Source organism: Streptomyces mirabilis (assembly GCF_018310535.1).
In the GTDB taxonomy this organism is placed as follows: Bacteria; Actinomycetota; Actinomycetes; order Streptomycetales; family Streptomycetaceae; genus Streptomyces.
In genome coordinates, this window is record NZ_CP074102.1 from 4,832,756 (window position 1) to 4,856,394 (window position 23,639).

A 23,639-nucleotide genomic window follows, 5' to 3' on the forward strand; every position below is an offset into this window, starting at 1 on the left:
GACTCCGTGCATGCGCAGCTACTCCGACCTCTTCCGCACCCGGGAGTTCACCCCTCTTTTCCTGTCCTCCGCGCTCAACTCGGCGGCTTCGACGATCGGCGGCCTGGCCGTCGGGACGCTGGTGTACAGGGCGACGGACTCGCCGCTGCTGTCGGCGGTGAGCATGTTCGGGCCGCAGCTCGCGCAGGTGGTCGGCGCGACCACCCTGCTGTCGGCGGCGGACCGGCTGGCGCCGCGCGCCACGATGACGGCCATCGCGCTGTCCTTCGCCGTCGGTACGGCGGTGATGGCGACGCCGGGACTCCCGGTCCTGGGGCTGTTCCTCCTGATCTTCGTCCTGGGTCTGGTCTCGTCCCTCGGCGGCGGTGTCCGCTGGGGTCTGCTGAACGAGATCCTGTCCAAGGACGGCTTTCTGCTGGGCCGTTCGGTCATGAACATGGTGGCCGGCCTCGCGCAGATCACGGGCTACGCGACGGGCGGCGTCCTGGTGGCGGTGCTCTCGCCGAGGATCACTCTGGCGAGCGCGGCGGCCCTGTATCTCGCGGCGGCGCTGGTCACCCGCCTCGGCATGACCCGGCGGGCGCCGAGGGCCACCGGCCGCCCCTCGATCGCGCAGACCTGGCGCACCAACGCGCTGCTGTGGTCCGCGCCCCGGCGCCGGACGACGTATCTGCTCCTGTGGATCCCGAACGGTCTGATCGTCGGCTGCGAGTCCCTGTACGTGTCGTACGCCCCGGACCGGGCGGGTCTGCTCTTCGCCTTCGCGGCGTTCGGCATGTTCGTCGGCGATGTGACGACGGGCCGGTTCATCCCGCCCGCGGTCCGCGGCCGCCTGGGCATTCCGTTCCTGCTGCTCCTGGCGACGCCGTATCTGCCGTTCGCGCTGGGGCCGGGGGTGGCGGTGGCGGCGGGCGCGGTCGCCCTCGCCTCGGTCGGCTTCGGGGCGAGTCTGATCCAGCAGGAACGCCTGATGGCCCTGACCCCGGACGAGCTGAGCGGGCACGCCCTGGGACTGCACTCCTCGGGCATGCTCACGATGCAGGGGGTGAGCGCGGCACTGGCGGGAACGGTCGCCCAACTCACCTCACCCGGAACGGCGATGACGGTGATGGCGATCACATCGGTCGCGGCGACACTGCTGATTTCGGGCCCCCGCCAACGCACGGAAGTATCCACACCACAACAGAAGCAACCAGAAGTGAACTCCCTCTGAACCCCAAAAGGTTGTGCGATGACAGCCACAACTCGCCCTCGGAGGACGTCGTCGAACGGGATGACCACACGCGCACAGACATACACACAGACATACGCGCGGACCTCATCGGCCCCCAGGGCCCCGTTGGGCCCATCGGGCCCCGTGGAGGAGAACCGACCATGTTCAGTCGCCGCATCACCGCTCTGCCGAGGGCGCTGGCGCTCGCCACCGCCGCCGTGGCCGTGACCGTCGCCGCCCCCGTGGCACACGCCGCGCCCGCCAGGAGCGCGACCGCGGTCGTCGTCGGCCAGAAGCTGTACTACAAGGCGGCCGCCGGTCAGACGAACCATCTGTCCATCTCCTGGGCGCTCGGCGCGACCGACCCGGATTCCCAGCTGAGCGACTTCATCTACACCTTCGACGACACCGTCAAGATCTCCCTCGGCGCGGGCTGCGTCCGCCCGGCCGGCGGCGACGACACCAAGGCGGTCTGCACGGTGACCGAGCCCAATACCTCGGCGTCCGACCTCGACTCCCTGATCGTCGACCTCGGAGACGGCAACGACACCGCGACGACCAGCAACACCAGCGGCGGGTACACGAGGATCTACGGCGGGCCGGGCAACGACACCCTGACCGGCCACGGCGTCGACGTCCTCTACGGCCAGGGCGGCAACGACCGTCTCTCCGGCGGCGGCGGGGTCTACGACGAGGGTGCGAACGGCGGCGCGGGCAACGACACCCTCGTCAACTGCAGCGCCGAGTGCCATGGCGGCGCGGGCAACGACAGCCTGTCGGGGACGAGCGGCGACAACTCCCTGTTCGGCGACGACGGCAACGACAAGCTGTACGGCAACGCGGGCCGCGACCTCCTCCAGGGCGGCCGCGGCAACGACACCCTGTACGGCGGCGCGGGCGACGACAAGCTGTACGGCAACAGCGGCAACGACGTCCTGCACGGAGGCGCCGGCAAGGACTTCCTGTCCGGCGGTCCCGGCCGCAACAAGACGTACCAGAACTGACCCGTTCGCGGGGTGGCCGGGCGGGCGTGAGGAACGCCGGCCCGACAGGCTCTCGGTCTCCCCCGGGGCCGAGAGCCGGAACGTCCCCCTGAGGTCAGGCCTTGCCCGTCCCGGACCCCTCGACGGCGCGCAGGGCCTCGATGACGCTGGCCACATGAGCGCGGGCGGCCGCCTCGGCGCGCTGCGGATCACGCGCGGCGATGGCCTCGACGAGGGCGAGGTGTTCGCCCAGGGAGACCTGGGGGCGCCCGGACTGCAGGGCCAGCCGGAACTGGTGGCGGACGATCTGCGCGTTCAGGCGGGTGAGGAGTTCGGCGGCGGTGTCCTGGCCGGAGATGTCCCTGACGAAGTCGTGCAGTTGGCGGTTGAGGTCGGAGTACTTCAGGGGCTCGGCGGCCTGGACGGCGGCGCGCAACTGCTCGCCGAGCGCGAGGAGGTGCGTGCTCTGTTCATCGGTGACCCGTTCGGCGGCCTTGGCCGCGCACAGCCCTTCGAGCACCATGCGGCACTCGTAGATCTCCACCGCCTCGCTCACGGACACGGTACGGACCCGGGCACCGCGGTTGCGGATCCGCTCCACAAGACCGTCGGCGGCGAGATCGACCAGCGCGGCCCGCACGCTGGCCCGCGTGACATCGAACTGCTCGGCCAACTCGGCCTCGACCAGGCGCTGTCCTGGCGCCATGTCACCGGCGAGGATGGCCCTGCGCAGCGCGACGAGGGCCTGCTCCTTGGCCGCGGCGCCGCTGCCTTTGGCACTGCCGGTAGCTGGGGACACGTACGTACTCCTTCGGTCTCGAACTCCTGGAGCGCCTCGGGCTTCCTTGAGCTCTCCGCTCTCCTTGGAGATGGTTACCGACCGTAGGATGGGTACACAAAATCGTCAACAATCTGGCCCCGGCAGTTGGGATCCGGGCCCGGTGGCTGCTGGCATTCTGGGGGTGTGGTCGTGGAGCGGATGCGGATCCGCCGGGGAGGGGAGCGTGCCATGGGCGGGGCGGAACGGGATCGGGTCGGTACGGGGCCGATGGGTCCCGAGCAGATGATCGCGGAGGCGCGGAAGGCGTTCTTCGTGATGTTCGGATTCCTCGCGCTGCTCTGGCTGGCGCAGCTCGCGAACTTCGCCGACCACTACGCACTCTCGCGGGACTACGGAGTGGTGTCCGGCGACATCGGCACGCTGCCCGACATCCTCACCGCACCCTTCCTGCACTGGAACTGGGCACACATCGAGAGCAACTCGGGACCGCTGTTCGTCTTCGGATTCCTGGCCGCCTACCGAGGTGTGGTCCGCTTCCTCGGGCTGAGCCTGCTCATCGTGGTGACCAGCGGTCTCACGGTCTGGTTCCTCGAGCAGGGCAACGTGGACACGGTCGGCGCCAGCGGCCTGATCTTCGGGTACTTCGGCTATGTCGTGGTACGCGGGCTCTTCGACCGGCACCTGATCGACACGCTGATCGGTGTCGTCATGGCGGCCTCCTTCGCCTACATGCTCACCGTGGCGGTGCCGGGGACGCCGGGGGTGAGCTGGCTGGGACACCTCGGCGGCCTGATCGGCGGCCTGGTCGGGGCCTGGCTCTTCCGGGACCGACGCCCCCGGCCCGCCAAGGACACCCACTCCGGCGGCGGCACCGGCCCGACCACCCGCGGCGCCCTTCAGCCCCGCGCCGACAACCCGCGCGCCGACCTCCACAAGGAACTCGGCGACCTGGGCCTGCTCTAGAACCCGCCCTTCGCCCTACTCCCGGCCCGCAGAGCCCCGCCCTCGCCTGTCTGCCCGCTGATCCACGAGACACCGCACACCGCTGCCTCGGACCCCCGCCGTATGCGTCCCGGCTCACACGGACAGGCCCGTATTGCGCGGTGGACAGTGGGTACGCGCCATCCGTGGGCCTCGGCGGCGCCGTCATCCACCCTGAAGGGCACAAATCCGGCAACCTTGTCATTTGGCCGTCGGGCACGTGATCGGGGGCTTCCGCGGCCTGTCCGCGAAAGAAGGACGACCCTGGAACGGGAGACGCATGACCCAGGCGGATGATCGCAGGGGACTGGCCGGCGTGGCCACGAGACAGGGGCTCGAGGCGGCGGTCGTGGAAGAGGCGCCGTTGCCGCAGGCGGCCCCCGCGCCACGGGTGATCCCGGTCAGGCCGGGCGCCCGCAAGGACCGGCTCGCCGCGTTGGACGGGCTGCGATTCCTGGCGGCGCTGTCGGTGGTCCTCTTCCACTTCGTCGGCCAGACCCCCGGGGCGATGGTCGTCGTCTGGGGTCGCCCGTACCGGAGCACCTTCCCGGAGGCGCACGGTTACTTCGCCTTCGGACGGCTCGGCGTCGACCTGTTCTTCCTGATCAGCGGTTTTGTCATCTGCATGAGCGCATGGGGGCGCACCCCACGTGACTTCTTCATCTCACGCGTCACCCGTCTGTACCCGATGTACTGGATCGCGATCATGGTGTCGGCGTGCGTCATCTACTTCGCCGACACCCCGTTCGGGCACCCCAACCCGCGGGTGCTGTTCGCGAACTTCACGATGTTGCAGACTCCGCTCGGTGTCGCCAACCTGGATCCGGTCTACTGGACGCTCTGGCCGGAACTCTGCTTCTACCTCACGTTCGCGGTCGTGGTGTGGAAGGGCCTCACCCACCAGCGGGTGGTGATCTTCTGCGGGTTGTGGACGGTCGCCGCGGTGCTGGCGCCCAGCGCTCACATCCCGCTGCTCACGCTGATCGTGAACCCGACGTCCGCCCCGTACTTCATCGCCGGCATGGCCTTCTACCTCATGCACCGCTACCGGCCGACGCCGCTGCTGTGGGGGATCGTCGCCATGTCGTGGCTGCTGGCGCTGCACTTCCTGCTGGCGCCCCACGGCGGCCGCGTCAACTGGGCCACCTGGTCGCCGTGGCGCGGCTGGCTGATCCTCGTGACCACGGGGTTCTTCCTGGTGATGGGCGCCATCGCGCTCGGCGGGACCCGCCGGATCCGCTGGCGCGGGCTGACCGTCGCGGGCGCGATGACCTTCCCGCTGTACCTGTTGCACGACACGATCGGAATGACCGTCGCCCACCACTACGGCCACCGGATCGACCCCTCGGCGCTGGTCGTGGCCACCGTGACCGCTTTGATCGTCCTGTCGTACCTCGTGCACCGCTTCGTCGAGCGCCCGATCGCGCTGGCCATGCGGCGCTCGCTGAACACCGCCGCGTTCGGCCCGCAGCCGCCGACGCCGCGCTCTTGACGGGTAGAGTCCATCTCTTCGCCGGGTTCCCCCTGGTGGAGTCCCCGCGGTAGGTCGTGCCATGGCCGTTTCTCCCGACCTCGATCCGTACGCACGGTGGCGGCACGCGCTCGCCGAGGTCGACCGGGTCTTCGCGGCACCTCCCGGTCTCGACAGCCCGGTGGACGGCTGCACCTACTGCACTGCGGAGTCGGAGCTGCGCATTCTCGGTGGCGATCCCGCCGACGTATCGGACGATCTCCTCGGACACTTCATGCGTGAGGTCGTCGGCCACTGGGACGCGGACCAGTAGGTCGTCCTGTGGCGTCGTCTCATGCCGCGTGCGCTGCGCTATTGGGGGCCGGAGGGCCCCGACATCGATCCGTCCGCGGAAATCGGCCATCTCGGCCGGGACGGGGCGAGGTTCGTCGACTGGCCGGCGCCCGAACGCCGTGGTGGAGGAGGCCTTCCGCGCGCTGTTGGTTATGGCTCTGGTCGACGGTCGGTCTCCCTCGGACATCTCCGACCTCTTGGCGGGAATCGCGCAGGCGACGGGTGAACTGGAGCCGTGGCTGGAGCACATGGCCGGGCTCTCCGGCTCCGAGGCGGACGCCGGGCTCGTCCGCCTCGGCCTCGACTGGGCGACCGAACTCCTCTGGGAGGAGTCCCGGTTCACGTGGTGGTACGACGGCGACCCTCAGGTGATCGCCGCCTGGCTGCCCACCCAGCGAGCCCGCATCGCCGCCTTCGCCACGCGGCATCCGCGCTGCAAGACAGCGGCGGACGCGTTGATCGCGCTCGACCGACTCGAAGCCGGTGACCACAGCCCGTGGCTGTACCCGTACGGCATGAAGGAGCTCCTCGGGCAGGCCCCATGAGCAGCCATGAGCAGCCATGAGCAGCCTGTGAGGGCCGTACGGGCGTCGGCTTCGTCCGCGCGCCACGAATGTGCTGGCCAGGCAGTCCCTTCGCACCGGAGGTGCTGTTTGGGTAAAGGGTTCGGCATCGACAGTTCAATGGTCTTGTCCTGTGCATGTCTCACTCGATGAGATGCACGGAGACCATTCCGTGCAACTCAGGACCACCCAGGGGGACTCATGCGCATATCCCGTACCGGGCGCGGTGTCGCGGCTTCCACGGCCGCCACCGCCGCCCTCGCCGTCGCCGCGCTGGCGACCGCTCCGCTGGCCGGCGTCACCGCCGCCGCACCCGCCGCCGTACCGCACACCAAGGCCGTCCCGGCCATCGCCGGGCACACCCTGGTCCGCGACGTGGCGAGCCCGCTCTCCAGTGAGCAGTGCCAGGCCAAGTGGCACATCGCCTGTTACAACCCGCTCCAGTACCGCACCGCGTACGACCTCAACGCGCTGTACCGGAAGGGCATCACGGGCAAGGGGCGCACCATCGTCATCGTCGACTCGTTCGGCTCCCCGACGATCCAGCACGACCTCGACGTCTACAGCAAGCAGTTCGGTCTGCGCAGCACCAAGGTCAACGTGGTCAAGTGGGGCAAGGTCCCCGTGTTCGACCCCAAGAACTCGGACATGACCGGCTGGGCCGGCGAGACCACCCTCGACGTCGAGATGGCCCACGCCGTGGCGCCCGACGCCAAGATAGTCCTGGTGGAGACGGCGGTCGCCGAGACCGAGGGCGTCACCGGTCTGCCGGAGATGATGGACGCCGAGAAGCACATGATCGACCACGGCGTCGGCGACGTCATCAGCCAGAGCTTCGGCGCCACCGAGGACACCTTCCCCGGTTTCGACAAGGGCGACTTCTCCAGCATCAAGAAGCTGCGCTACGCCTTCCAGGACGCGAACCGCAAGCACGTGACCGTCCTCGCCTCCTCCGGCGACGGCGGCGCCACCGACCTGAAGGCGGACGGCAAGACCTACTACAACAAGCGCGTCAACTCCTGGCCCTCGTCGGACCCGTTGGTCACCTCCATCGGCGGCACCCAGCTCCACCTGGACGACAAGGGCCGGCGCGTCAAGCCCGACAGCGTCTACAACGACTACGGCTCGGGCGGCGGCGGCCAGTCCCACGTCTTCTCCCGCCCGGCCTTCCAGAGCGGTGTGAAGAACGTCGTCGGCGCCCGCCGCGGCACCCCGGACGTGTCGCTGGCCGCCGCGGTCAACGGCGGTGCCTGGATCTATTCCAGCTACGACCCGACCGCCATCGGCTGGGACGTCACCGGCGGCACCAGTGAGGCCAGCCCGCTCTTCTCGGGCATCATCGCCCTCGCCGACCAGGCGGCCGGCCACCGGGTGGGCAACATCAACGAGGCGCTGTACGCCCTCTCCAAGCGCTCCGCCCACCACGACAAGAGCACCGGCATCGTCGACGTGAACGACGGCACGAACAACACCTACGAAGGCGTCACCGGCTACAAGGCCGTCAACGGCTACGACATGGCCACCGGCGTCGGCACCGTCGACGCCCTCCGCTTCGTGCCCGCCCTCGCCCGGGCGAGCCACCGCGGCTGACGCCATACCGCTGCACCGGGGTTTCGTCCCCTGAGAGTTGCCCCTGAGATTCACCCCTGAGACGGCCCGGGTTCCACACCCGGGCCGTCCGTCTGTTTATCTGTAGAAATCAAGTCGGTGGATTCAGGCTGAGATTATCGAAATACTCGAAATTGGCGCAGGCTGATTCATGTCCGCTTGCGCCTGTCCTCCTTCGATATGCTGCCGACTTCTTCAATTAGCGTGTCGGACAAAGCGGCCACGGTCGCCCTTGTTGCGGTGCGGGTCCCAAGGATTGTCCACAAGGATGTCACGCGCCGGTCGGCGGACAGTATTAGCCTTAGTCGAATACTGGCGCAGTTCGGTCGAGAGGATACGGACCATGCACGATTATTCTCGTCGCGGCCTGCTCAAAGCGACGGCGGCCGCCGGTGCCGGCGCGGTGGTTCTCCCGGGCATCGCGGCCGCAGAAGCCCCGGGCGCGAGCGCCGAGACCGAAGGGGCCGGAAACGCGAAATGCAAGCCGGCGAAGCTGACCGGCCGCATCGTCCGTCCCGACGATCCCGGGTACGCGGATGCGAGCCTCGGCTGGGACGAGCTCTTCTCTCACTATCCGCTGGTCATCGTCTATGCCCAGGAGACCCAGGACGTGGTCAACGCCCTCACGTGGGCGCGGCAGAACAACGTCGCGCTGCGGGTGCGGAGCGGCGGCCACAGCCTTGAGGGCTGGTCGAACGTGGACAACGGCATCGTGATCGACGTCAGCGAGTTGAAGTCGGTCGACATCGACACCGACTCTCGTACCGCGGTCCTCGGTGCCGGGCTCAACCAGTTGGAAGCGGTGACCGCACTCGCGAAGAAGGACCTCGCGGTGACGACCGGAACGGAGGGCCGCGTAGGCCTGTCCGGTGCGACGCTCGGCGGCGGCTTCGGCTTCCTCGTCCGCTACCTCGGCATGGCCTGCGACAGTCTGACGGGGGCTGAGGTCGTCGTGCCGTCGGGTGCCGACTGCGCCAAGGTGATCAGGGCGGATCTGAAGAACCACTCGGACCTGCTCTGGGCGCTCCGCGGAGCGGGAAACGGCAACTTCGGCATCGTCACCTCACTCACCTATAAGGCGTCTCCACTGAAGAGCGTCGCCTATCTGCAGGCGACATGGGAAGGCATCGGGGACCTCCACGGGGTCTTCGACGCATGGCAGCGTACGGCGCTGTTCGCGGACAAGCGCCTCGGAACCCAGCTCGAGATCCACAAAAACCAGATCCTGTTGTTCGGGGTTCTCGCGGAAGGGTCGGCGGAAGAGGTAAGGGCGCAGCTGGCTCCGATCCTGTCGGTCGGCAATCCCAGTGTCTCGGTACAGGTCGGTAACTGGGGCGACGTATACGCGGGATTCCAGGTTCCGACCAGCGCCGAGCCCGGAAACTGGAAGTTCTTCTCGCAGTTCTCCAGCAAGCCGTTCCCGAAGAAGGCGATCAGTGTAGTCGCCTCATTCATGCGAGACGCCCCCACGGACGACAGTAACTTCTTCACCCAGGCCTTCGGCGGGGCGGTGAAGAAGGAGCCCCGCGGCGGCTCGTCGTTCCCGCACCGGGACACGCTGTTCTATTCCGAGCCCGGCGCCGGCTGGGGGCCTCGTACAGGACAACCAGGCGTCTGCGACCCACTCACCCCGCAGGCCCAGGCCTGGATCGCCGAGTTCAGCCAGGCACTGCGGTCCTACGTGAACGGCGCGTACGTCAACGTGCCGAACATCGGAATGCAGGACTGGGAGACCGCCTACTGGGGATCCAACTTCGACCGGCTGCGCAAGATCAAGGCGAAGTACGACCCTCGCAACGTCTTCCGGTACGAGCAGAGCATCCCGCCCGCGTCCTGCTGACCGAAGCAACGGAAACGGCCGGCCCCGGAGGAAACCCCTCCCGAGCCGGCCCTTCTCGCTGTCGACGGACGCGGTGCTCGTGCCCGAGGCCGACCGGTTCGCGCCGGTCGCGCGAGTCGGGTTCCAGCGCCTGGGGACTGTCCTGGCAGGCGTCCCGAATCCTCAGACCGGGACGCCTGTCGCACCGGCCCGTCGAGCGCGCCGAGGATCAGGGCTTCGAGTCGCTGTGCGACCTGGTCCAGGGGCTCCATGCTGCGCTTGGCGCGGCACATGGCGATGGCGCCCTCGACAGATGCCACGATGAGGGTCGCGAGCCCGGGAGCCTGGCCGGGGGCGGCGCCGTGCTCGCGCGGCGCCTCGGCGAGCAACTGCTCCCAGCGGTCGAACGCCTCGGTGGCGGCGACGAGGGCAGTCGGGGTCTGCACTGCGGGTATGAGTGCGGGCCTGCTTTCCGCCGTTGCGGGGCTCCCCGGGCCGGGGACGGACGGAGTCGGCGCGCCACAGCTCCAAAATGCCGACGGAGTGTTGTCGTGCCAGGCTGAGAGGGATCACGCCGCTCCGGGAGCTCGGCTGACCGGATGGCCCTGCCACCCAAGGAGGCCGACATGGCCGGTGACGCCGTCCGATCCGGAACGGCCCATGCCAACCCGCGCCCGTGGCATGCGCCCACGTCGAACACCACCGTCTTCGCAGCGGCACTGATGATCTTCGGTGGTGCGATGGCGATCTTCGAAGGAATCGCGGCCATCTCCAAGGACAGCCTGTTCATCGCGACGCGTCACTACGCGTTCGAGTTCAGTCTGGCGGGCTGGGGCTGGGTGCACCTCATTCTGGGCATCGTCATCGTCCTAGCGGGGTGCGCCGTGCTCAGCGGAGCGCTGTGGGCGCGCTTCTTCGGTGTATCCGTGGCAGGGCTCGGCGCGATCGCCAACTTCCTGTGGGTGCCGTATTACCCCCTGTGGGCCCTGACGTTGGTCGCCGTCAACGTCTTCGTCGTCTGGGCTCTGTGCACGGGTATGCACAGAGAGGCCGACGACGGACGGAAGGCCTGAGCAGGTCCACGGCGGTGGCACGCTGCACAGCTTGCGCCGGCCAGGTCTCGGACCACTCGGCGATCGTCGGCAGACCGGAGACATCGACGGCGTCACCGCACCGCGTGTCATCCGGATGCCGCAACGGAAACCGCATCACCCGTCCGGCCGACCCGACGTGCCGTCGCCTGCCGCGCCGGGAAGCCTAGGATCCGCCACTAGAGAAAGGGACGTCGCCTACCCCTGTCCGGCACTGGCGGGTCCATCTCATGACTGGAGGAGACGGGGATGCTGCACCGCGCCGGCAGGACCTCCTGGAAGCGCTTTGCCGGCATTCTCGTCCCGAGTGCCATGGCCGCCGCAGCGCTCGGTATCGGCATGGCGCAAGGAGCACTGGCCGCGTCGTTCCTCATCTCCGGTCAGAAGTTCCAGGTGGCCCTGGACACCCTGGACGTCCGTGGTCTGAGCATCTACGGCATGGTGGACGTGAGCAGGAAGGGCGCACTCGTGCCGGTCGTGGTCACCGGGGCCAGCCGTGCGGAGATCAGCGGGCTGTGCCAGTCCGTGGTGGTCCCGATCCCGGTCCTGGGCCCGTACACGCTGAGGGTCACCGGCGGCGAACGCAGGCGGGTCGAGGCGAAGAACTTGTTCCTCGACGCGACATCCCTGTCGAGCAGCCAGGCGAATTTCGACGACCTCGACATCGGTGTGGCGGCGGGAGCGGTCAGCAAGGGCCCGATCAGCCGGCAGGACAGGAAGTCCCGGTTCTTCGATCCCAACGGCTTTGCTCAGCAGGCGGATTCCGCCTTCCTGAGGGACGTGCACTTCACCACGGTCGCAGTCTCGGCCGCCACGTTCAACGTTCCGGACCTCGATGTGCGGCTCAGGCAAGGCCACCACGAGTGCTTCTGACCCATCGGCACGAAACACGCACCCTTCGCGCCCGCTCGTCGCACACTCCCGCCCGCCGAACATCATGGAAAGCCCACGTGTTCTTCGAACGATTCGGCAGACGCCGGAACTTGCGCGTCGCCGCCACCGACGCCCGACGAGGATTCAGGACCTGGCGGGACGCACGTCCCTTCTGGGCAGGACTGTTCACCTTCGCAGCGGGCTTGCCCATCCTCTACTTTCCGTACGCGCACCTGAACTTCGGCGCCATCCCACTGGCACTGTCGACCTCGGCCGGCGCGGGGTCGCTGATCATCGGGGTTCTGCTCGTGACCCTGGCCATCTCCCTCTGGTTCCACCAGCAGGTGCGCGTATTCGCAGGGATCACGGTCATTCTGCTTGCCCTCATCTCGTTTCCCGTCGCCAATTTCGGGGGCCTCCTCATCGGGTTGGTTTCCGGCCTGATCGGCGGATCCCTGGCCTGTGCCTGGATTCCTCCGACGGGCGCCGCCGATTCGCAGCCCGCAGCGAACCGTGCGTCAACCCCCAGCCCCGCGGGTGAGGACCACGGTGGCAAGTGACGCCCTGACCGGCTGTGCGGCAAGCGGGCCGGAGTCCGATCCCTGTCCTCTGAGCAGTGCGGTGAAGAGCCGCTCGGCCGGCCAACTGCTGCGGCCCCTCGCCTGCGCGCTGGCGGTGGCCGCCCTGTCCCTGGTCCTACAGCTCGCCACACCAGCGGCCTCGAAGGCGTTGCTCGCCCCTGGCGGCATCCGCACGTCCAAGGCACCAGCGGGTGCCGGCACGCCGGTCGCCCGACTGCCGGACCGTCCGGCGAACGTCCCCTGGGTGCTACGCGCGGACAGACTCGTGCTCCACGGCAGTGCCTTCCGCGGCGTGGTCACCGTCCGGGCTGCGTCCGGGGCCCAGCGGGTGTTGAAGTTCACCGCACGGTCGCTGGACTTCGGCGACCTCGACCTGACGGCGGGCCGCGGCCGCGCGGCGATGCGTCTGCGGGCCAAGCCCGCGACCACGTCCACGGTCCAGGGCAAGGACGTGACTCTGTACACCCAGAAACTCTCCGGCACGCTCGTCGGACTGGGCGGCGAGCCGCTCCCGGCGGACCGCAGCGTCACCGTCACGCCCGACGCGCTGCCCCCGTGGCTCTCCCACCCCGCCGTTCCCACCCGCACAATCACCTTCGAGAACGTGACCGTTTCACAGGTCGCCCAGCTCAGCGGCGACATGTCCATCGCCGGGCCGACCCTCAGCGTCGCGGCCGGGTGACCTGCGGCAGGGCGGAAAGGACCCAGAACGCGTGATCCGCCCTCCCCACGCGGGGCACGGACTCATTTTGTAGTGGCTGTGGGTGTCGTCGTGTCATGCGGTAGTGACAGGGAGATGGAGTCGCCGCAGGCGTCGATCTGGGCCGCCGCATGATGTGTGTCCATGACGGGGACGTTCGTGCGCTCACGGTCGGGGTTGTGTGGCGCCGAGACCAGCGCTTCGCCCTCCTTGACGCAATAGTCGCCGGCGCCTTTCGCACCGCGGGGGGTGTATTGAAGGCCGACCGTCACTTTTGCCCCCTTGTGCAGGGTGACCGGCTTGGGGTGTCCGTGGCCGACGCCCTCAAGGCTGTTCGCCTTCCCGTTGTGGACGCTGAAACCCGGGTATCCGGCGAACACGCAGGTCTTGGGCCCATTGTTGGCAGCGGTCAAAAGTGCGTTGCGCCGACTACTGCTTTTCGTGGGGAGCAGGACCAGCGTCCACGTCAAAGAACCGGTTCGGCACTCGGCCGGTTTCGGAGCCTCGGAGGAAGTGGCGGACGGAACGGACGGACTTGCCACGCCACTTGCGGGAGTGGTGGTCCTGCCCTCTCCGGCTTTGTGGCCACAGGCCGTCACAGTCAAGCCCACCATGAGCACTCCCAATCCGGCGGTGAGACGTGTGGTCGCTCGCATCGTTCCCCCCTGAATGCATGGTCTATCCGTTTGACGAACGGTTGGGCGCCGCGGTCACAGTCAGCGGCCGGAAAATTCTGTGTATCAGTACGCGCGGGCCGCCTCGCCCGACAGTGCCTACCTGGTCGGCGCACGCAACCGGTGCCGCGCGAGGCGGCCGTTGGGTCCTGCGGAACTGCCGTGAGTGTCAAGTGCCCGGGTAGACCAGCGTGTTCTCGGTACCGAGGGAGGTGTACGCAGTATCGGCGTACAGGGTGGTCTCGCCGTCGGACCAACGAACGATCAGGTCGTCGTTGAAGGAATTGGGCGTGTAGTTGCCTGCCGTCATGACCAGGTCGTGCTTCCACAGGTCGTTGGGGTCGCGCATGCGGGACTCGGCGCCGAGGCCCGCGGTCGAGGTGGCCACGTAGGTGTCGAGCTCGCCGTCCACCCAGCGTACGAGGACGTCCCAGTTGGCCTTGCCGCTGAAGTTCCCACTGGTCAGCAAGGTGGCGTTCTTCCAGATGTCGTTCGGAGCCATAAGGCGGTTCTCGGTCCCGAAGGTGCCGGCACCGACATAGGTGTAGAGGGTCAGTTCGCCGTCGACCCAGCGCACCATCAGGTCCGTGGCGTACTTGCCGTTGTGGAACTGTCCGGCCGAGATCTGAATTGCGTTCTTCCAGATGGAGCCGGAGGGTGCCATCTGGACTTCTCCGGTCATGCCCGAAGCGCTGACGTCCGGATAGAGGGTGACTCACCGTCGGACCAGCGCACCATGAGGTCGGAAAGATCGGAGCCGGTGAAGTCTCCGCCTGTGATGGTTTCCGCGTGTGTCCAGGTGGAGTTGGGCGCCTGAAGCCGTTTCTCCGGGAGGAACCCGCCCTTGCCGTCACCGGGGTACAGGGTGACTTCGCCGTCGGACCAGACCACGATCATGTCGCTGCGGCGGGTCCCCGTGTAGTCGCCCGAGGCCAGCAGCTTCGCGTGCTGCCACAGCGCCGCTCCTCCAGGGAGCTTCGCCTGGATGCCTTGGTACGGGGGCAGGTTGGACGGAGGCTCCCGGTTGGCTACGGCGTCGGCCAGGAGGTTGGCGGCGTCGGAACCGAACGCCGGGGCATAGCTGATGTAGTCGACGTCCGCGTCGTTGCCGCCGCCGTTGTAGCCACCGAGGTTGCCGATGACATGGCCGGAACGTGCGTCGTCCTGGTAGTCGGTGATCCACGGGCTGCCGGAAACGCCACCGTAGTAGCCGCCACAGGTCATCGACATCTGACGGAACCCCGGCAGTTGCGCCGTCGGTACGGTGCACTTGATGGCCTGTCCGGCGCCGTTGTGGTCCTTGCCCGGATAGCCCACGACCGTGATGTCTTTGTGGTTGTAGCCGGTCGGCTGGGTGAAGGTCAGCCCTCCGTCCACGGCGTCCTGGAGCTGCCGGCCGCGCTGATTCGCCGAGACGCGCGCGAACGCGGTGTCCAGATCGGACCAGGGCTTCTTGGTCGACGAATGGCCCTTGTCGGGTATGTAGCGGGGGTCGATGAAGATGTGCTGGATGTGGAAGATGCCGTAGGGCTGCTGGTCGGGTCCCGCGCCCTTGATGAATTTCGGTACGAAGATGTAGTTGTTGCTGTAGCCAAGTCCGCAGTGTGCTGCGGTGAGGATCACGTTCCTGGCCGGGGTATCGATCACGCTGCCGGTGCACGACCAGTTCGTACCGGTTGTGCTGCTGGAGCCGAAGAACGTTCCTACGAGGCGGGTTCCACCGAACAGGGTGCCGTTCTGGGAGGCGTTCCCCGCCGCTGACGTTGCATGTTTGTGGGCGGACGGTGCTGACCGTAGGGCGTCCAGCGGCTGGGCGTCGGCCATGCGCTGTGCGGTCCAGTACTTGGCGGCCTCTTGAGCCTCCTGGCCCGCAGCAGCACCCGGAGACGGGGACGAGGTCGCCGACGGGGACGGGGTCGCCGACGGGGATGAGACTGCGGGCGGGGATGAGCCCGCGGGCGGAGAGACGACCGCAGAGGGGCTCCGCGTAGGCGCGGACGCTGACGCGGCTGACCGAGGCTTGTTCGTGGTGGTCGGCGTGGCAGGGTCCGCGACGGAGGACGGACGCGGTGACGGTGACACAGCCCATGTGGTCGGGGCCGCAGCGCCGAGCACGACCGCGCACAGCGCGGCGACGGCTGGCAGGTGTCTTCGGTACGACAACGTTCCACTCCTGTGGGTTTCACGGAATCTGAGCACGAAGAATCGACCTTCCGCCGACTCGCAGGGTGCAGAATTGACTTACTGTCCCGAGTAGTTCCGCGGAAAGCCGGCGGTAACGCGATGGATAAGGTGGTCAGTGCACGCAACGGCACGCAGCAGCACTACGGCCGCCATTCCCTTGATGTCACGAGGTGGTGCTGGTGGCGGCTCGGCCGCGCCGCCGCCCTGGGAATTTCGCTTCTCGTTTATCGCACTCGCCGAAACTGGCCACCGCGGCGCGGAATTGGGCCTTGTTTCGCGGGGTCTTCAGCGGTCTCGCTGGTGAGCAGCACCCAGGAACATGGGTAGGCGCGATCAGACTTGGCAGTGGTGTCCCAGCTGGGCCGGACGTTGCACGGCTTCGCACGGCAAAGCCCGGTTCGATGAGACGGGCGCCGCGCCGACAGCTGCCAGTGCACGGTGGTCATGGCGGTACGCCGGCGAATTCGGCGAAAAGAGCATGGAGATTCCCCCTGAATCATGCCCGCCGCCTGGTCGGATGGCAGCAGGCCACGCGATGCTCGCATGAGTTCTCGAATCAAGACCAGGGAATTGAGCATAACTTGAGGGCTGGAGGCTGTGTCCTGAGACGTGGAAACGCGAGACCCCTCACCCGCAGCGGCGCGACCCGAGCATCAGCCCTGCTGCGTCCCAAGCGGTGACGGCCGTCACCACGCCCTTCGTCGAGCCTCGGCGGAACAGGGGCGACGAGGGCCGCTCGGGCAGTGCTCTTGGTTGACATCCCTGCCACGCCTCCACCATGCTTGTATTAATTCATTAACACAAGCGTACTGAGCGCGGCGTGGGCGGCATGCTGTGGTCATGGAAGGTGATGTGATCGAGTACCGGATCGACCGTGGCAGCGGCGTACCGGCCTACGTGCAGATCGTGGAGCAGACCGAACGGGCGCTTCGGATGGGCACGTTGAGGGTCGGGGACAAGCTGCCCACGGCCAGGGAGGTGGTGGCGGCGACCGCCATCAACCCCAACACCGTGCTGCGGGCCTACCGCGACATGGAGCAGGCCGGTCTGGTCGAACTGCGCCGCGGGCTGGGGACCTTCGTGACCCGGTCGCTCGCGCGGCCCGGCGCGGAGGACGACTCGCCCCTGCGCGCGGACCTCACCGCCTGGACGGCACGTGCACGGGCGGCAGGGCTCGAACGGGCCGACATCCTCGCCCTGGTCACCGCCACCCTGGACGCCTGCGACAACGAGCAGGACAGACATCAACACCCCGGGCGACCGGGAGCGGAAGAGGAGGACGCATGACCGGGCCTGACGCGCCCGCCGCGCTGCGCGCCACGGGACTCGGATTCCGGTACCGGGCGCGGGGCGGCTGGCCCCTGAGGGACTGCGAATTCACCGTGCCCGGGGGCCGTGTCGCCGCCCTTGTCGGACGCAACGGCGCCGGCAAGAGCACCCTGCTGCACCTGGCCGGCGGCCTGCTGCGGCCCCGCACCGGGGAGATACAGGTACTGGACGCCGCCCCGGGGACTCCCGAGGCCCGCGCCCGAGTCGCTCTGCTCACCCAGGACAAGCCGCTCTACCCCCGCTTCACCGTGGCGGACACCCTGCGGATGGGGCGGAAGCTGAACTTCTCGTGGGACCAGGCTGCCGCCGAGCGGACCGTCCGCGAGGGCGGCATCGCACTCGCGGCCCGTGTCGGCGAGCTGTCCCCCGGGCAGCGCACCCGCGTCGCGCTCGCCCTGGCGCTCGGCAAACGGCCCGAACTGCTGCTGCTCGACGAGCCGATGGCCGACCTCGACCCCGTGGCGCGCGCTGAGATCATGGCGGCGCTGATGGCCGAGGCCGCCGAGCGCGGCACGAGCATTGTGCTGTCCTCGCACGTCCTGCCCGAACTGGAGCAGACCTGCGACTGGGTACTGGTGCTGCGGGACGGGCGTATCGAGCTGAGCGAGGACGCCGAGGCACTGCGCGAGAACCACGCCGTACTGACCGGGCACGCCGACCAGGCCGACACCCTGGCCGCACGGCACACCGTCGTGCACCGCCGGGCCGGTGGCCGACAGCTGACCGCCCTGGTACGGCAGCAAGGGCCACTGCGCGGCGACTGGCACGTCGAGCGGCCCAGGCTGGAGGACATCCTGATCGGCTACCTCCATGCCGACGACACGGTGCGCCCGACCGACGCCGAGCTGACGGAGGCCGCGGCGTGAAGGACTCCCTCCGGAACGGTTCCCTCCGGAACGGTTCCCTCCGGAACGGTTCCCTCTGGAACGGTTCCCTCTGGCTCGCGTGGCGTCAGCAGCGAGTGCTGGTCGGCGCCGGCGCGGCCCTTCTGGCCGCCGCCGCGGCGATCGCCGTGTACTCCCGCTCGGGCATGCTGGACGCCCTGCACAGCGGGCTGTTCGACCACTGCGGCACCGGGCCGCTGTACTGCACGCGCCCCGACACCGGCCTGCCCGTGCTGCTGGACACCGACCCGCTGAAGTACCTGGGGATGTCGAACATCGCCCTGCCCGTCCTGATCGGCGTCTTCTGGGGCGCCCCACTGCTGGGCCGGGACCGGGAACTGGGCACGCACCGCATGGTCCTTGCCCAGGGCATAAGCCGCGGCCAGTGGTTCGCCTCCCGGATCGCCCTCGCCGCGGCGACCACGGTGGCCGTCTCCGGCCTGCTCGCGGGAGTGCTCGCATGGTGGTGGCGACCCGCCGCCGACCGCAGCTACGGCCTGTTCTGGTACGACAACACGGCCCTGAGCGGCTCGGGCCCGCGCGTCGTGGCCGCCGCTCTCTTCGGCCTGGCGGCCGGCACGCTGCTGGGTCTGCTGGCCCGTCGGGTCCTGGCCGCGATGGGCCTGACCCTCCTGGTGACCGGGGCGACGACCCTGCTGCTGGAGTGGTCGCACAGGACGCGCCTGCTGGTCTCGCCGCATACGTACGTAAGCGCCGGCAGCGTTCCCAAGCCGCCGATGGGCGAGAAGTGGTCGACCGGCCACTACGGCCTGATCACCGCCTCCGGCCGCCACGACGACGTATTGAACTGCCCCTTCCCCTCGGGCGCCGAGCTCAGGGAGTGCATGGCGCAGCACGGGTACGTCGCCCGTTTCTACGAAGCCAACCCGGTCGGCGACTACTGGACCTTCCAGTGGACCGACACCGCCGTCCTCGGCGGCCTCGCCCTCCTGCTCACGGCCGTCACCGTGCTGCTTCTGCGCCGTCGCATCTGACTGCGCCGCAGCATCGCGTCTGCCGTTCCCACATCAGGGGTGCCCCTCGATCCGGGCCCCTCCTCAACGATTCCCTCAGTACGGAGGTCACTTCACCATGCCCGCCGACGCCACGTCACCGAAGAAACTGCGCAACAGCCGTGCCGCCGCCACCCACAGGACCGGCTACGCCCTGCGCTTCATCGACCACCTCGATACCGGCAACCTCTACGGCACCGACATCTCGCCCGACAATCTGATGGCTGCCAAGAAGTGAGGTGCCCCCGGAATGTGGACACTCAGACGCGCCTGGCCGCAATAGACGGGCTCCGCCTGGCAGCAGCGGTGATGGTGGCTGCGTATCACTTTCTGGGGACGCCCACCCCGCACTTCTGGGGAAAGACCGAGCTCAGAGACTTCGCCCCGTTACTGCATGAGGTCAGCCGCTACGGCTGGCTCGGCGTCGAGTTCTTCTTCATCATCAGCGGATTCGTCATCTGCATGAGCTGCTGGGGACGGACTCCCGCACAGTTCACCGTCTCCCGCATATCACGGCTCTTCCCGGCCTACTGGTGCGCGGTGCTCCTGGTCGTCGTGCTTGTCCTGGTCGCACGGATGGGCCATTGGCCTGCCGCCACACACGTCGACACTCGTACAGTTCTGGGAAACCTGACGATGGTTCCGGGGCCACTGGGGGTCAAACTGGTCAGCGGAGTCAGCTGGACACTCTGGGTGGAGGCTCGCTTCTACCTCCTGATGGCCGTGCTGCTCATCTCCGGTCTGTCCTATCGGCGGATGGTGGCCTTCTGCGGAGTCTGGCTCCTGGCCGGTGTCATCACCCTTGAACTTCACTCGCCACTGCTCAACGAATTCGTGCTGACCCGGTACATCGGCCTCTTCGTCGCCGGGATCGTGCTCTACCTCATGCGCAGGTTCGGACGGAACCTCCTGCTGTGGCTTCTGCTGGGTTTCGCCTGGTGCTACGAACTCACCGTGCTCGAATTCCGGGTCGCCGACCATGCCACCACGTCCCCCGGCGAGGGCCGGCCCTCCTGGGCCGTGTGCGCGGCCATGGTCACACTCTGTCTCGGGCTGCTGGCACTGGCCGGCGTCGGACCGTTGGCGGGACTGCAATGGCGTTGGCTGGTCACCGCCGGGGGGCTCACCTACCCCTTCTACCTCGTCCACCAAAGCATCGGAATTCCCTTGGCCAAGGGCTTGATCAAGGCAGTTCCAGGGCTGGGGCCGTTGCCTTCGATGGCGGTGTCCGTCATCTGCATGCTGGGTCTGGCCGCGCTGGTCCACACGTGGGTGGAGCGTCGGCTCGGACGCCTCCTGAGGCAACGCCTGACAGTTGACCTGCACCTGCGAGACCTCGCCGAAGCCGGGGTTCATCCGCACGCGGTAGCGGGTTCGAGTGGTCCCACGGTTGCCGCGCCGAGAGCAACCTGGGCGCCGTGAAGGTCGTCAATAACCAATTGCAGCAACAACTCGATCCAGGGAAAGGTCTCGCATGCCCCTGAACGTGCGAATACGACGGTCTCGAATACTCATCGCCGTCGCATCAGCCGTGGCCGCCGCCCTGGCCGTCGCGCTGATTCTGGCCCTGACGGTCACGACCTACGATCACACCTCGCCACGAGCCGCCCGCGGCAAGGCATCGGGATCGGTGGCCGGGAACGTCGACTGCCGCAAGGCGAAGTGCGTGGCTCTCACCTTCGACGGCGGTCCCAGCCTGACGACCCCCAAGCTGCTGGACATCCTGAAGCAGGAGGATCTGCACGCGACGTTCTTCGTGCAGGGCAAGGGCCACATCGAGAAGTATCCCGAGATCCTGCGCCGCATCTCGCATGAGGGGCACGAAATCGGCAATCACACGTGGTATCACGAGGTTTTGACGGATATCGACGTGGACGACGCCCGTCAGGAGCTGACCCGGACACAGAGCGCCATCGAGAAGATCACTGGCACCAGGCCCATCCTGATGCGTCCGCCGGAGGGCCGCACCAACCGCGAGGTGGCCAAGATCTGCCGGGACTTGGGACTGGCGCAGGTGCTGTGGAGTGTCACGGCCAAGGACTACGAGACGACCGACTCGGCCCTGATCACCAAACGGGTGCTCGACCAGACCCACCGCGACGGCATCATCCTGCTGCACGACCTGCACAAAGGGACCGTGCCCGCCGTCCCGGGAATCATCAAGGCGCTCAAGCAGCGCGGCTACACCATCGTCACGGTGTCGCAGCTGCTCGCCCCTGCCAAGCCCCAGCCGGGGATGGTCTACCGGCCTTGAACAACCCCTTCCCCGTGTTAAGTTGCGCTCCTTGATCGTGAAGGTTATGCGGGGGCCTTTCATGAAGCTGGCGAGATTCTCGCCGCCGACCGCCGCAGCGCTGCTCCTGGGACTGACGACCGTCATCGGTCCCGGCGTGGTCGACTCGTACGTGGCGTCGGACGTACCGTTGCCGATCGCGCACTTCGCGCACATGGTCGTGGACGCTCCGCACGGACACCTGTTCATCAGCGGCGGCGCCGGCACCGACGGAGGCCGAAGCCCTCGGGACCGTCCAGCACCCGCAGCTGAACCGACACGAGTCGGGGCGCCGCCGACCTCTTCAGGAACCCGCACGCACAGCCCGCCGGCCGTGCGTGCGGTGTGTCCGGGGCCTTTGCTGTTGCACCCCGGCAGGACTCGGACTTGCGACCCCCGCTGTAGGAGTTCGCATGAGAACGACCTGGACGCCATGGGCCAAGGGCCGGCCCGGGGGGAAACCCCTCCCGAGTCGGCCCTTCTCGCTGTGCCCCCGGCAGGATTCGAACCTGCGACACCCGCTTGAGGGGTTCGATCGCTGCGTGGGGCGACCTCACGGAACGGGCCCTTATGGCTGTCTGCCCCTGCGGGCAGAGTTGCCCTTGTCCGCCCTCGTTCAGCGCCGTTGGTGTCAACTGGTGATGTCGGCCGGACGATCTGTGCCCGCCGGGACCCGCCCGGTCCCGGCGCGGCGAGTGACCTGGTCGGCTAGCCGTTGACGCAGGCGTTTCCCGCCGCCGGGTTGAGCAGTCCGATGACGTTCACGGAGTTGCCGCAAGCGTTGACCGGGATGTCCACCGGTACCTGCACCACATTGCCGGACAGCAGACCGCCCGAGCCTGTCGCGGTGCCCGCCGCTGTTGCTCCCTTTTGCTTGACGGTCAGGGTCGCGGGGCCCGGGGGATTCAGGCCAACCGTGGTGATCGCTTCGGGGCGGTTGACGTAGGTTCCCGCCTTGTCGGCGGTGACATTCACCGTGACCGTGCAGGACTTGTCGCCGGCGGCCAGGTCGCCGCCGGTCAGAGCGACGGACGAGCCCCCCGCCGCCGCGGAGACCGTGCCGTTGCCGCAGGTCGTCGACGCGTTGGGGGACGGGGCCACGCTCACGCCCGCGGGCAGGCTGTCGGTGAGGGCGAAGTCGTTCTTCGCCGCCAGTTCACTGGTGTTGGTCACCGTCATGGTGAGCGTCGAGGTGCCGCCCTCGTCAATGGTGGCGGGACTGAACGACTTGTCCAGCTGCGGAGTCGCATCCAGGATCCGGATGTTGTCGAAGGCGTGGTCGTTGCCGTTCGATCCTCCTTGCCCATTGAGCATCTTGATGCCCAACTGGGTGCCGTTGAACAGTACGGCTCTGTCGCCGGCGAACGACCCGGCCTTGAGCCCTCTCATTCCTCCGGGGTAGGGCTTGGATTTGGGGTCGGTACAGGGATTGATGGGGGTGGTGAAGGTCGGGATGTCCGGACCACTGCCGGTCAGATAGAACTTCAGCAGCGGATTCTCGAGTGCGCAATTATCCGCAGCTACGTCCACCGCGAAGGTGATGTAGCGATTCGGCTTCGCGATCGGGATCGGCTGCTCGGTCCGGAATTCCACCCGGTCGGAGCCAGGGTTCACAGTGTCGCTGTACGCCGACACCGCGTGGTTGGTCGGCGGATTCATCCCGCCGACCTGCCCCAGCGCATTGGCCATGTCCTTCAAATACTGCACCCACCGGCAGTCAGGCTGATCAGCGCCAGTCTGGTTCAGGATGATGCCGTTGCACTGTCCGTGGTCAAGCCACGGTGGGTCGGCCGTGTACCTCTCGTTGAGCGGTGGAGCCCCAACGTAGTCCTCCAGGAAAGTCGGGGTGTCGCCTGTGTTGTTTTCGAAGTTCTCGACGAACACCGTGACCGGGGCCTGCGGGACTCCCGGGGTGCCGGATGCGCGAAGGGCGTCCACGCGCGCCGGATTTCCCAGGGCCTGGGCTTGAGCGGTCGCTAGAGCGCTCGTGATCGCAAGTGCCATCAGGGCCACTGATGCGGTGCGCGTACACCAAGAAAGCTTCACCACGGAAATTGCCGCCACCTCTTTTCCAATTGCCACGGCGTACAAGCAACAGCGGGCACGGGCTGAAATGAGGCGGCCCAGACCATTTACTATGCACTCCGAAAGGGCATGTCGCCGACATCCCAGCACATGCCGCCAAAAGAAGACAACCGGCGAGCATGGCGACTGCATTTTTCACCGTATTGGTCGCACTCGGAGCCAATCCTGTAGGCGCATATCAGAATTTGATCCGGTGAATCT

The 23,639-nt window shown here is 67.8% G+C and carries 23 protein-coding genes, 1 tRNA gene and 2 pseudogenes; 18 read left to right on the forward strand and 8 right to left on the reverse strand.

Annotation, left to right across the window (positions count from 1 at the left end):
• The first annotated feature begins 10 nt into the window (after positions 1–10).
• Complete coding sequence (locus SMIR_RS21445) at positions 11–1,213, forward strand: MFS transporter (protein WP_168492688.1); 1,203 nt, start codon at positions 11–13, stop codon at positions 1,211–1,213.
• Positions 1,214–1,374: 161 nt separating this feature from the next.
• Positions 1,375–2,217, forward strand: a complete 843-nt coding sequence (locus SMIR_RS21450) for a calcium-binding protein (protein WP_168492686.1) — start codon at positions 1,375–1,377, stop codon at positions 2,215–2,217.
• A gap of 94 nt (positions 2,218–2,311) precedes the next feature.
• Here SMIR_RS21450 and SMIR_RS21455 read toward each other — a convergent pair whose 3' ends face one another.
• Positions 2,312–2,995, reverse strand: a complete 684-nt coding sequence (locus SMIR_RS21455) for a GntR family transcriptional regulator (RefSeq protein WP_248002966.1) — start codon at positions 2,993–2,995, stop codon at positions 2,312–2,314.
• 210 nt (positions 2,996–3,205) lie between these two features.
• Here SMIR_RS21455 and SMIR_RS21460 point away from each other — a divergent pair, with 210 nt between their 5' ends.
• From SMIR_RS21460 to SMIR_RS21485, 6 genes are all read left to right on the forward strand, one after another.
• Complete coding sequence (locus SMIR_RS21460) at positions 3,206–3,940, forward strand: rhomboid family intramembrane serine protease (protein WP_168492684.1); 735 nt, start codon at positions 3,206–3,208, stop codon at positions 3,938–3,940.
• A gap of 334 nt (positions 3,941–4,274) precedes the next feature.
• Positions 4,275–5,450, forward strand: a complete 1,176-nt coding sequence (locus tag SMIR_RS21465) for an acyltransferase family protein (protein WP_248002965.1) — start codon at positions 4,275–4,277, stop codon at positions 5,448–5,450.
• A 61-nt stretch (positions 5,451–5,511) separates the two neighbouring features.
• Complete coding sequence (locus SMIR_RS21470) at positions 5,512–5,742, forward strand: hypothetical protein (protein ID WP_212727255.1); 231 nt, start codon at positions 5,512–5,514, stop codon at positions 5,740–5,742.
• A gap of 172 nt (positions 5,743–5,914) precedes the next feature.
• Positions 5,915–6,307 carry a hypothetical protein gene (locus tag SMIR_RS21475; protein ID WP_211118736.1) on the forward strand — a complete coding sequence of 131 codons (393 nt, stop codon included), beginning with the start codon at positions 5,915–5,917 and terminating at the stop codon, positions 6,305–6,307.
• Between the two features lie 219 nt (positions 6,308–6,526).
• Positions 6,527–7,915 (forward strand): S53 family peptidase, encoded by a 1,389-nt coding sequence (locus SMIR_RS21480; protein WP_168492679.1) that lies wholly within the window; start codon positions 6,527–6,529, stop codon positions 7,913–7,915.
• Between the two features lie 361 nt (positions 7,916–8,276).
• Entirely contained in the window at positions 8,277–9,773 is a 1,497-nt protein-coding gene (locus SMIR_RS21485) for an FAD-binding oxidoreductase (RefSeq protein ID WP_212727256.1), read from the forward strand.
• Here the strand turns inward: SMIR_RS21485 and SMIR_RS44950 are convergent.
• Positions 9,671–10,198 (reverse strand): LmrA/YxaF family transcription factor, encoded by a 528-nt coding sequence (locus tag SMIR_RS44950; RefSeq protein WP_422664454.1) that lies wholly within the window; start codon positions 10,196–10,198, stop codon positions 9,671–9,673. The two genes, SMIR_RS21485 and SMIR_RS44950, sit on opposite strands and share 103 nt — an antisense overlap.
• Before the next feature lie 180 nt (positions 10,199–10,378).
• On the opposite strand from SMIR_RS44950, the gene SMIR_RS21490 reads away from it, so the two are divergent.
• From SMIR_RS21490 to SMIR_RS21505, 4 genes are all read left to right on the forward strand, one after another.
• A complete protein-coding gene (locus SMIR_RS21490; RefSeq protein WP_422664455.1) occupies positions 10,379–10,825 on the forward strand; it encodes a DUF7144 family membrane protein in 447 nt (148 codons plus the stop codon).
• A gap of 267 nt (positions 10,826–11,092) precedes the next feature.
• Positions 11,093–11,716, forward strand: coding sequence for a DUF6230 family protein (locus tag SMIR_RS21495; protein WP_168492677.1), 624 nt, complete (start codon positions 11,093–11,095; stop codon positions 11,714–11,716).
• A 77-nt stretch (positions 11,717–11,793) separates the two neighbouring features.
• The gene (locus SMIR_RS21500; RefSeq protein ID WP_248002964.1) at positions 11,794–12,276 is read left to right on the forward strand and encodes a DUF6114 domain-containing protein; all 483 of its coding nucleotides are present in this window, start codon (positions 11,794–11,796) and stop codon (positions 12,274–12,276) included.
• A gap of 61 nt (positions 12,277–12,337) precedes the next feature.
• A complete protein-coding gene (locus tag SMIR_RS21505) occupies positions 12,338–12,979 on the forward strand; it encodes a hypothetical protein (RefSeq protein WP_168492676.1) in 642 nt (213 codons plus the stop codon).
• Positions 12,980–13,041: 62 nt separating this feature from the next.
• Here the strand turns inward: SMIR_RS21505 and SMIR_RS21510 are convergent, their stop codons facing one another.
• From SMIR_RS21510 to SMIR_RS43615, 3 genes are all read right to left on the reverse strand, one after another.
• Positions 13,042–13,653 carry a DUF4232 domain-containing protein gene (locus tag SMIR_RS21510; protein ID WP_168492675.1) on the reverse strand — a complete coding sequence of 204 codons (612 nt, stop codon included), beginning with the start codon at positions 13,651–13,653 and terminating at the stop codon, positions 13,042–13,044.
• A gap of 187 nt (positions 13,654–13,840) precedes the next feature.
• Positions 13,841–14,353, reverse strand: coding sequence for a hypothetical protein (locus SMIR_RS43610; RefSeq protein ID WP_249938453.1), 513 nt, complete (start codon positions 14,351–14,353; stop codon positions 13,841–13,843).
• Positions 14,350–15,318 (reverse strand): trypsin-like serine peptidase, encoded by a 969-nt coding sequence (locus tag SMIR_RS43615; RefSeq protein WP_249938454.1) that lies wholly within the window; start codon positions 15,316–15,318, stop codon positions 14,350–14,352. Before SMIR_RS43615 ends, SMIR_RS43610 begins: the two co-directional genes overlap by 4 nt.
• Before the next feature lie 1,377 nt (positions 15,319–16,695).
• Here SMIR_RS43615 and SMIR_RS21520 point away from each other — a divergent pair.
• From SMIR_RS21520 to SMIR_RS21545, 6 genes are all read left to right on the forward strand, one after another.
• Positions 16,696–17,142 (forward strand): GntR family transcriptional regulator, encoded by a 447-nt coding sequence (locus tag SMIR_RS21520; RefSeq protein WP_212727257.1) that lies wholly within the window; start codon positions 16,696–16,698, stop codon positions 17,140–17,142.
• On the forward strand, positions 17,139–18,050 hold the full coding sequence (locus SMIR_RS21525) for an ATP-binding cassette domain-containing protein (RefSeq protein WP_212727258.1): 912 nt from the start codon (positions 17,139–17,141) through the stop codon (positions 18,048–18,050). The genes SMIR_RS21520 and SMIR_RS21525 overlap by 4 nt, the downstream gene beginning before the upstream one ends.
• The gene (locus SMIR_RS21530; protein ID WP_249938455.1) at positions 18,047–19,063 is read left to right on the forward strand and encodes an ABC-2 membrane transporter-related protein; all 1,017 of its coding nucleotides are present in this window, start codon (positions 18,047–18,049) and stop codon (positions 19,061–19,063) included. The genes SMIR_RS21525 and SMIR_RS21530 overlap by 4 nt, the downstream gene beginning before the upstream one ends.
• Positions 19,064–19,160: 97 nt before the next feature.
• Complete coding sequence (locus SMIR_RS21535) at positions 19,161–19,319, forward strand: hypothetical protein (protein ID WP_168486603.1); 159 nt, start codon at positions 19,161–19,163, stop codon at positions 19,317–19,319.
• A 14-nt stretch (positions 19,320–19,333) separates the two neighbouring features.
• The gene (locus SMIR_RS21540) at positions 19,334–20,503 is read left to right on the forward strand and encodes an acyltransferase family protein (RefSeq protein ID WP_248002962.1); all 1,170 of its coding nucleotides are present in this window, start codon (positions 19,334–19,336) and stop codon (positions 20,501–20,503) included.
• Between the two features lie 52 nt (positions 20,504–20,555).
• Positions 20,556–21,335, forward strand: coding sequence for a polysaccharide deacetylase family protein (locus tag SMIR_RS21545; RefSeq protein WP_168492665.1), 780 nt, complete (start codon positions 20,556–20,558; stop codon positions 21,333–21,335).
• Positions 21,336–21,841: 506 nt separating this feature from the next.
• Here the strand turns inward: SMIR_RS21545 and SMIR_RS21550 are convergent.
• From SMIR_RS21550 to SMIR_RS44615, 3 genes and pseudogenes are all read right to left on the reverse strand, one after another.
• Positions 21,842–21,902, reverse strand: a tRNA-Leu gene (locus SMIR_RS21550).
• A gap of 165 nt (positions 21,903–22,067) precedes the next feature.
• Positions 22,068–22,277: pseudogene (locus tag SMIR_RS43620) on the reverse strand (chaplin family protein); the annotation flags it as partial.
• Positions 22,275–23,570: pseudogene (locus tag SMIR_RS44615) on the reverse strand (DUF7933 domain-containing protein); the annotation flags it as partial. The pseudogenes SMIR_RS44615 and SMIR_RS43620, both read right to left, overlap by 3 nt.
• Positions 23,571–23,639 lie beyond the last annotated feature (69 nt).

What these genes read in the sequence shown, in the direction of transcription:
- SMIR_RS21445 (WP_168492688.1), top strand. Translation starts at nt 11, where the DNA reads ATGCGCAGCTACTCCGACCTCTTCCGCACCCGGGAGTTCACCCCTCTT.
- SMIR_RS21450 (WP_168492686.1), top strand. Translation starts at nt 1,375, where the DNA reads ATGTTCAGTCGCCGCATCACCGCTCTGCCGAGGGCGCTGGCGCTCGCC.
- SMIR_RS21460 (WP_168492684.1), top strand. Translation starts at nt 3,206, where the DNA reads ATGGGCGGGGCGGAACGGGATCGGGTCGGTACGGGGCCGATGGGTCCC.
- SMIR_RS21470 (WP_212727255.1), top strand. Translation starts at nt 5,512, where the DNA reads ATGGCCGTTTCTCCCGACCTCGATCCGTACGCACGGTGGCGGCACGCG.
- SMIR_RS21475 (WP_211118736.1), top strand. Translation starts at nt 5,915, where the DNA reads ATGGCTCTGGTCGACGGTCGGTCTCCCTCGGACATCTCCGACCTCTTG.
- SMIR_RS21480 (WP_168492679.1), top strand. Translation starts at nt 6,527, where the DNA reads ATGCGCATATCCCGTACCGGGCGCGGTGTCGCGGCTTCCACGGCCGCC.
- SMIR_RS21485 (WP_212727256.1), top strand. Translation starts at nt 8,277, where the DNA reads ATGCACGATTATTCTCGTCGCGGCCTGCTCAAAGCGACGGCGGCCGCC.
- SMIR_RS21490 (WP_422664455.1), top strand. Translation starts at nt 10,379, where the DNA reads ATGGCCGGTGACGCCGTCCGATCCGGAACGGCCCATGCCAACCCGCGC.
- SMIR_RS21495 (WP_168492677.1), top strand. Translation starts at nt 11,093, where the DNA reads ATGCTGCACCGCGCCGGCAGGACCTCCTGGAAGCGCTTTGCCGGCATT.
- SMIR_RS21510 (WP_168492675.1), bottom strand. Translation starts at nt 13,653, where the DNA reads ATGCGAGCGACCACACGTCTCACCGCCGGATTGGGAGTGCTCATGGTG.
- SMIR_RS43610 (WP_249938453.1), bottom strand. Translation starts at nt 14,353, where the DNA reads ATGACCGGAGAAGTCCAGATGGCACCCTCCGGCTCCATCTGGAAGAAC.
- SMIR_RS21520 (WP_212727257.1), top strand. Translation starts at nt 16,696, where the DNA reads ATGGAAGGTGATGTGATCGAGTACCGGATCGACCGTGGCAGCGGCGTA.
- SMIR_RS21525 (WP_212727258.1), top strand. Translation starts at nt 17,139, where the DNA reads ATGACCGGGCCTGACGCGCCCGCCGCGCTGCGCGCCACGGGACTCGGA.
- SMIR_RS21535 (WP_168486603.1), top strand. Translation starts at nt 19,161, where the DNA reads ATGCCCGCCGACGCCACGTCACCGAAGAAACTGCGCAACAGCCGTGCC.
- SMIR_RS21545 (WP_168492665.1), top strand. Translation starts at nt 20,556, where the DNA reads ATGCCCCTGAACGTGCGAATACGACGGTCTCGAATACTCATCGCCGTC.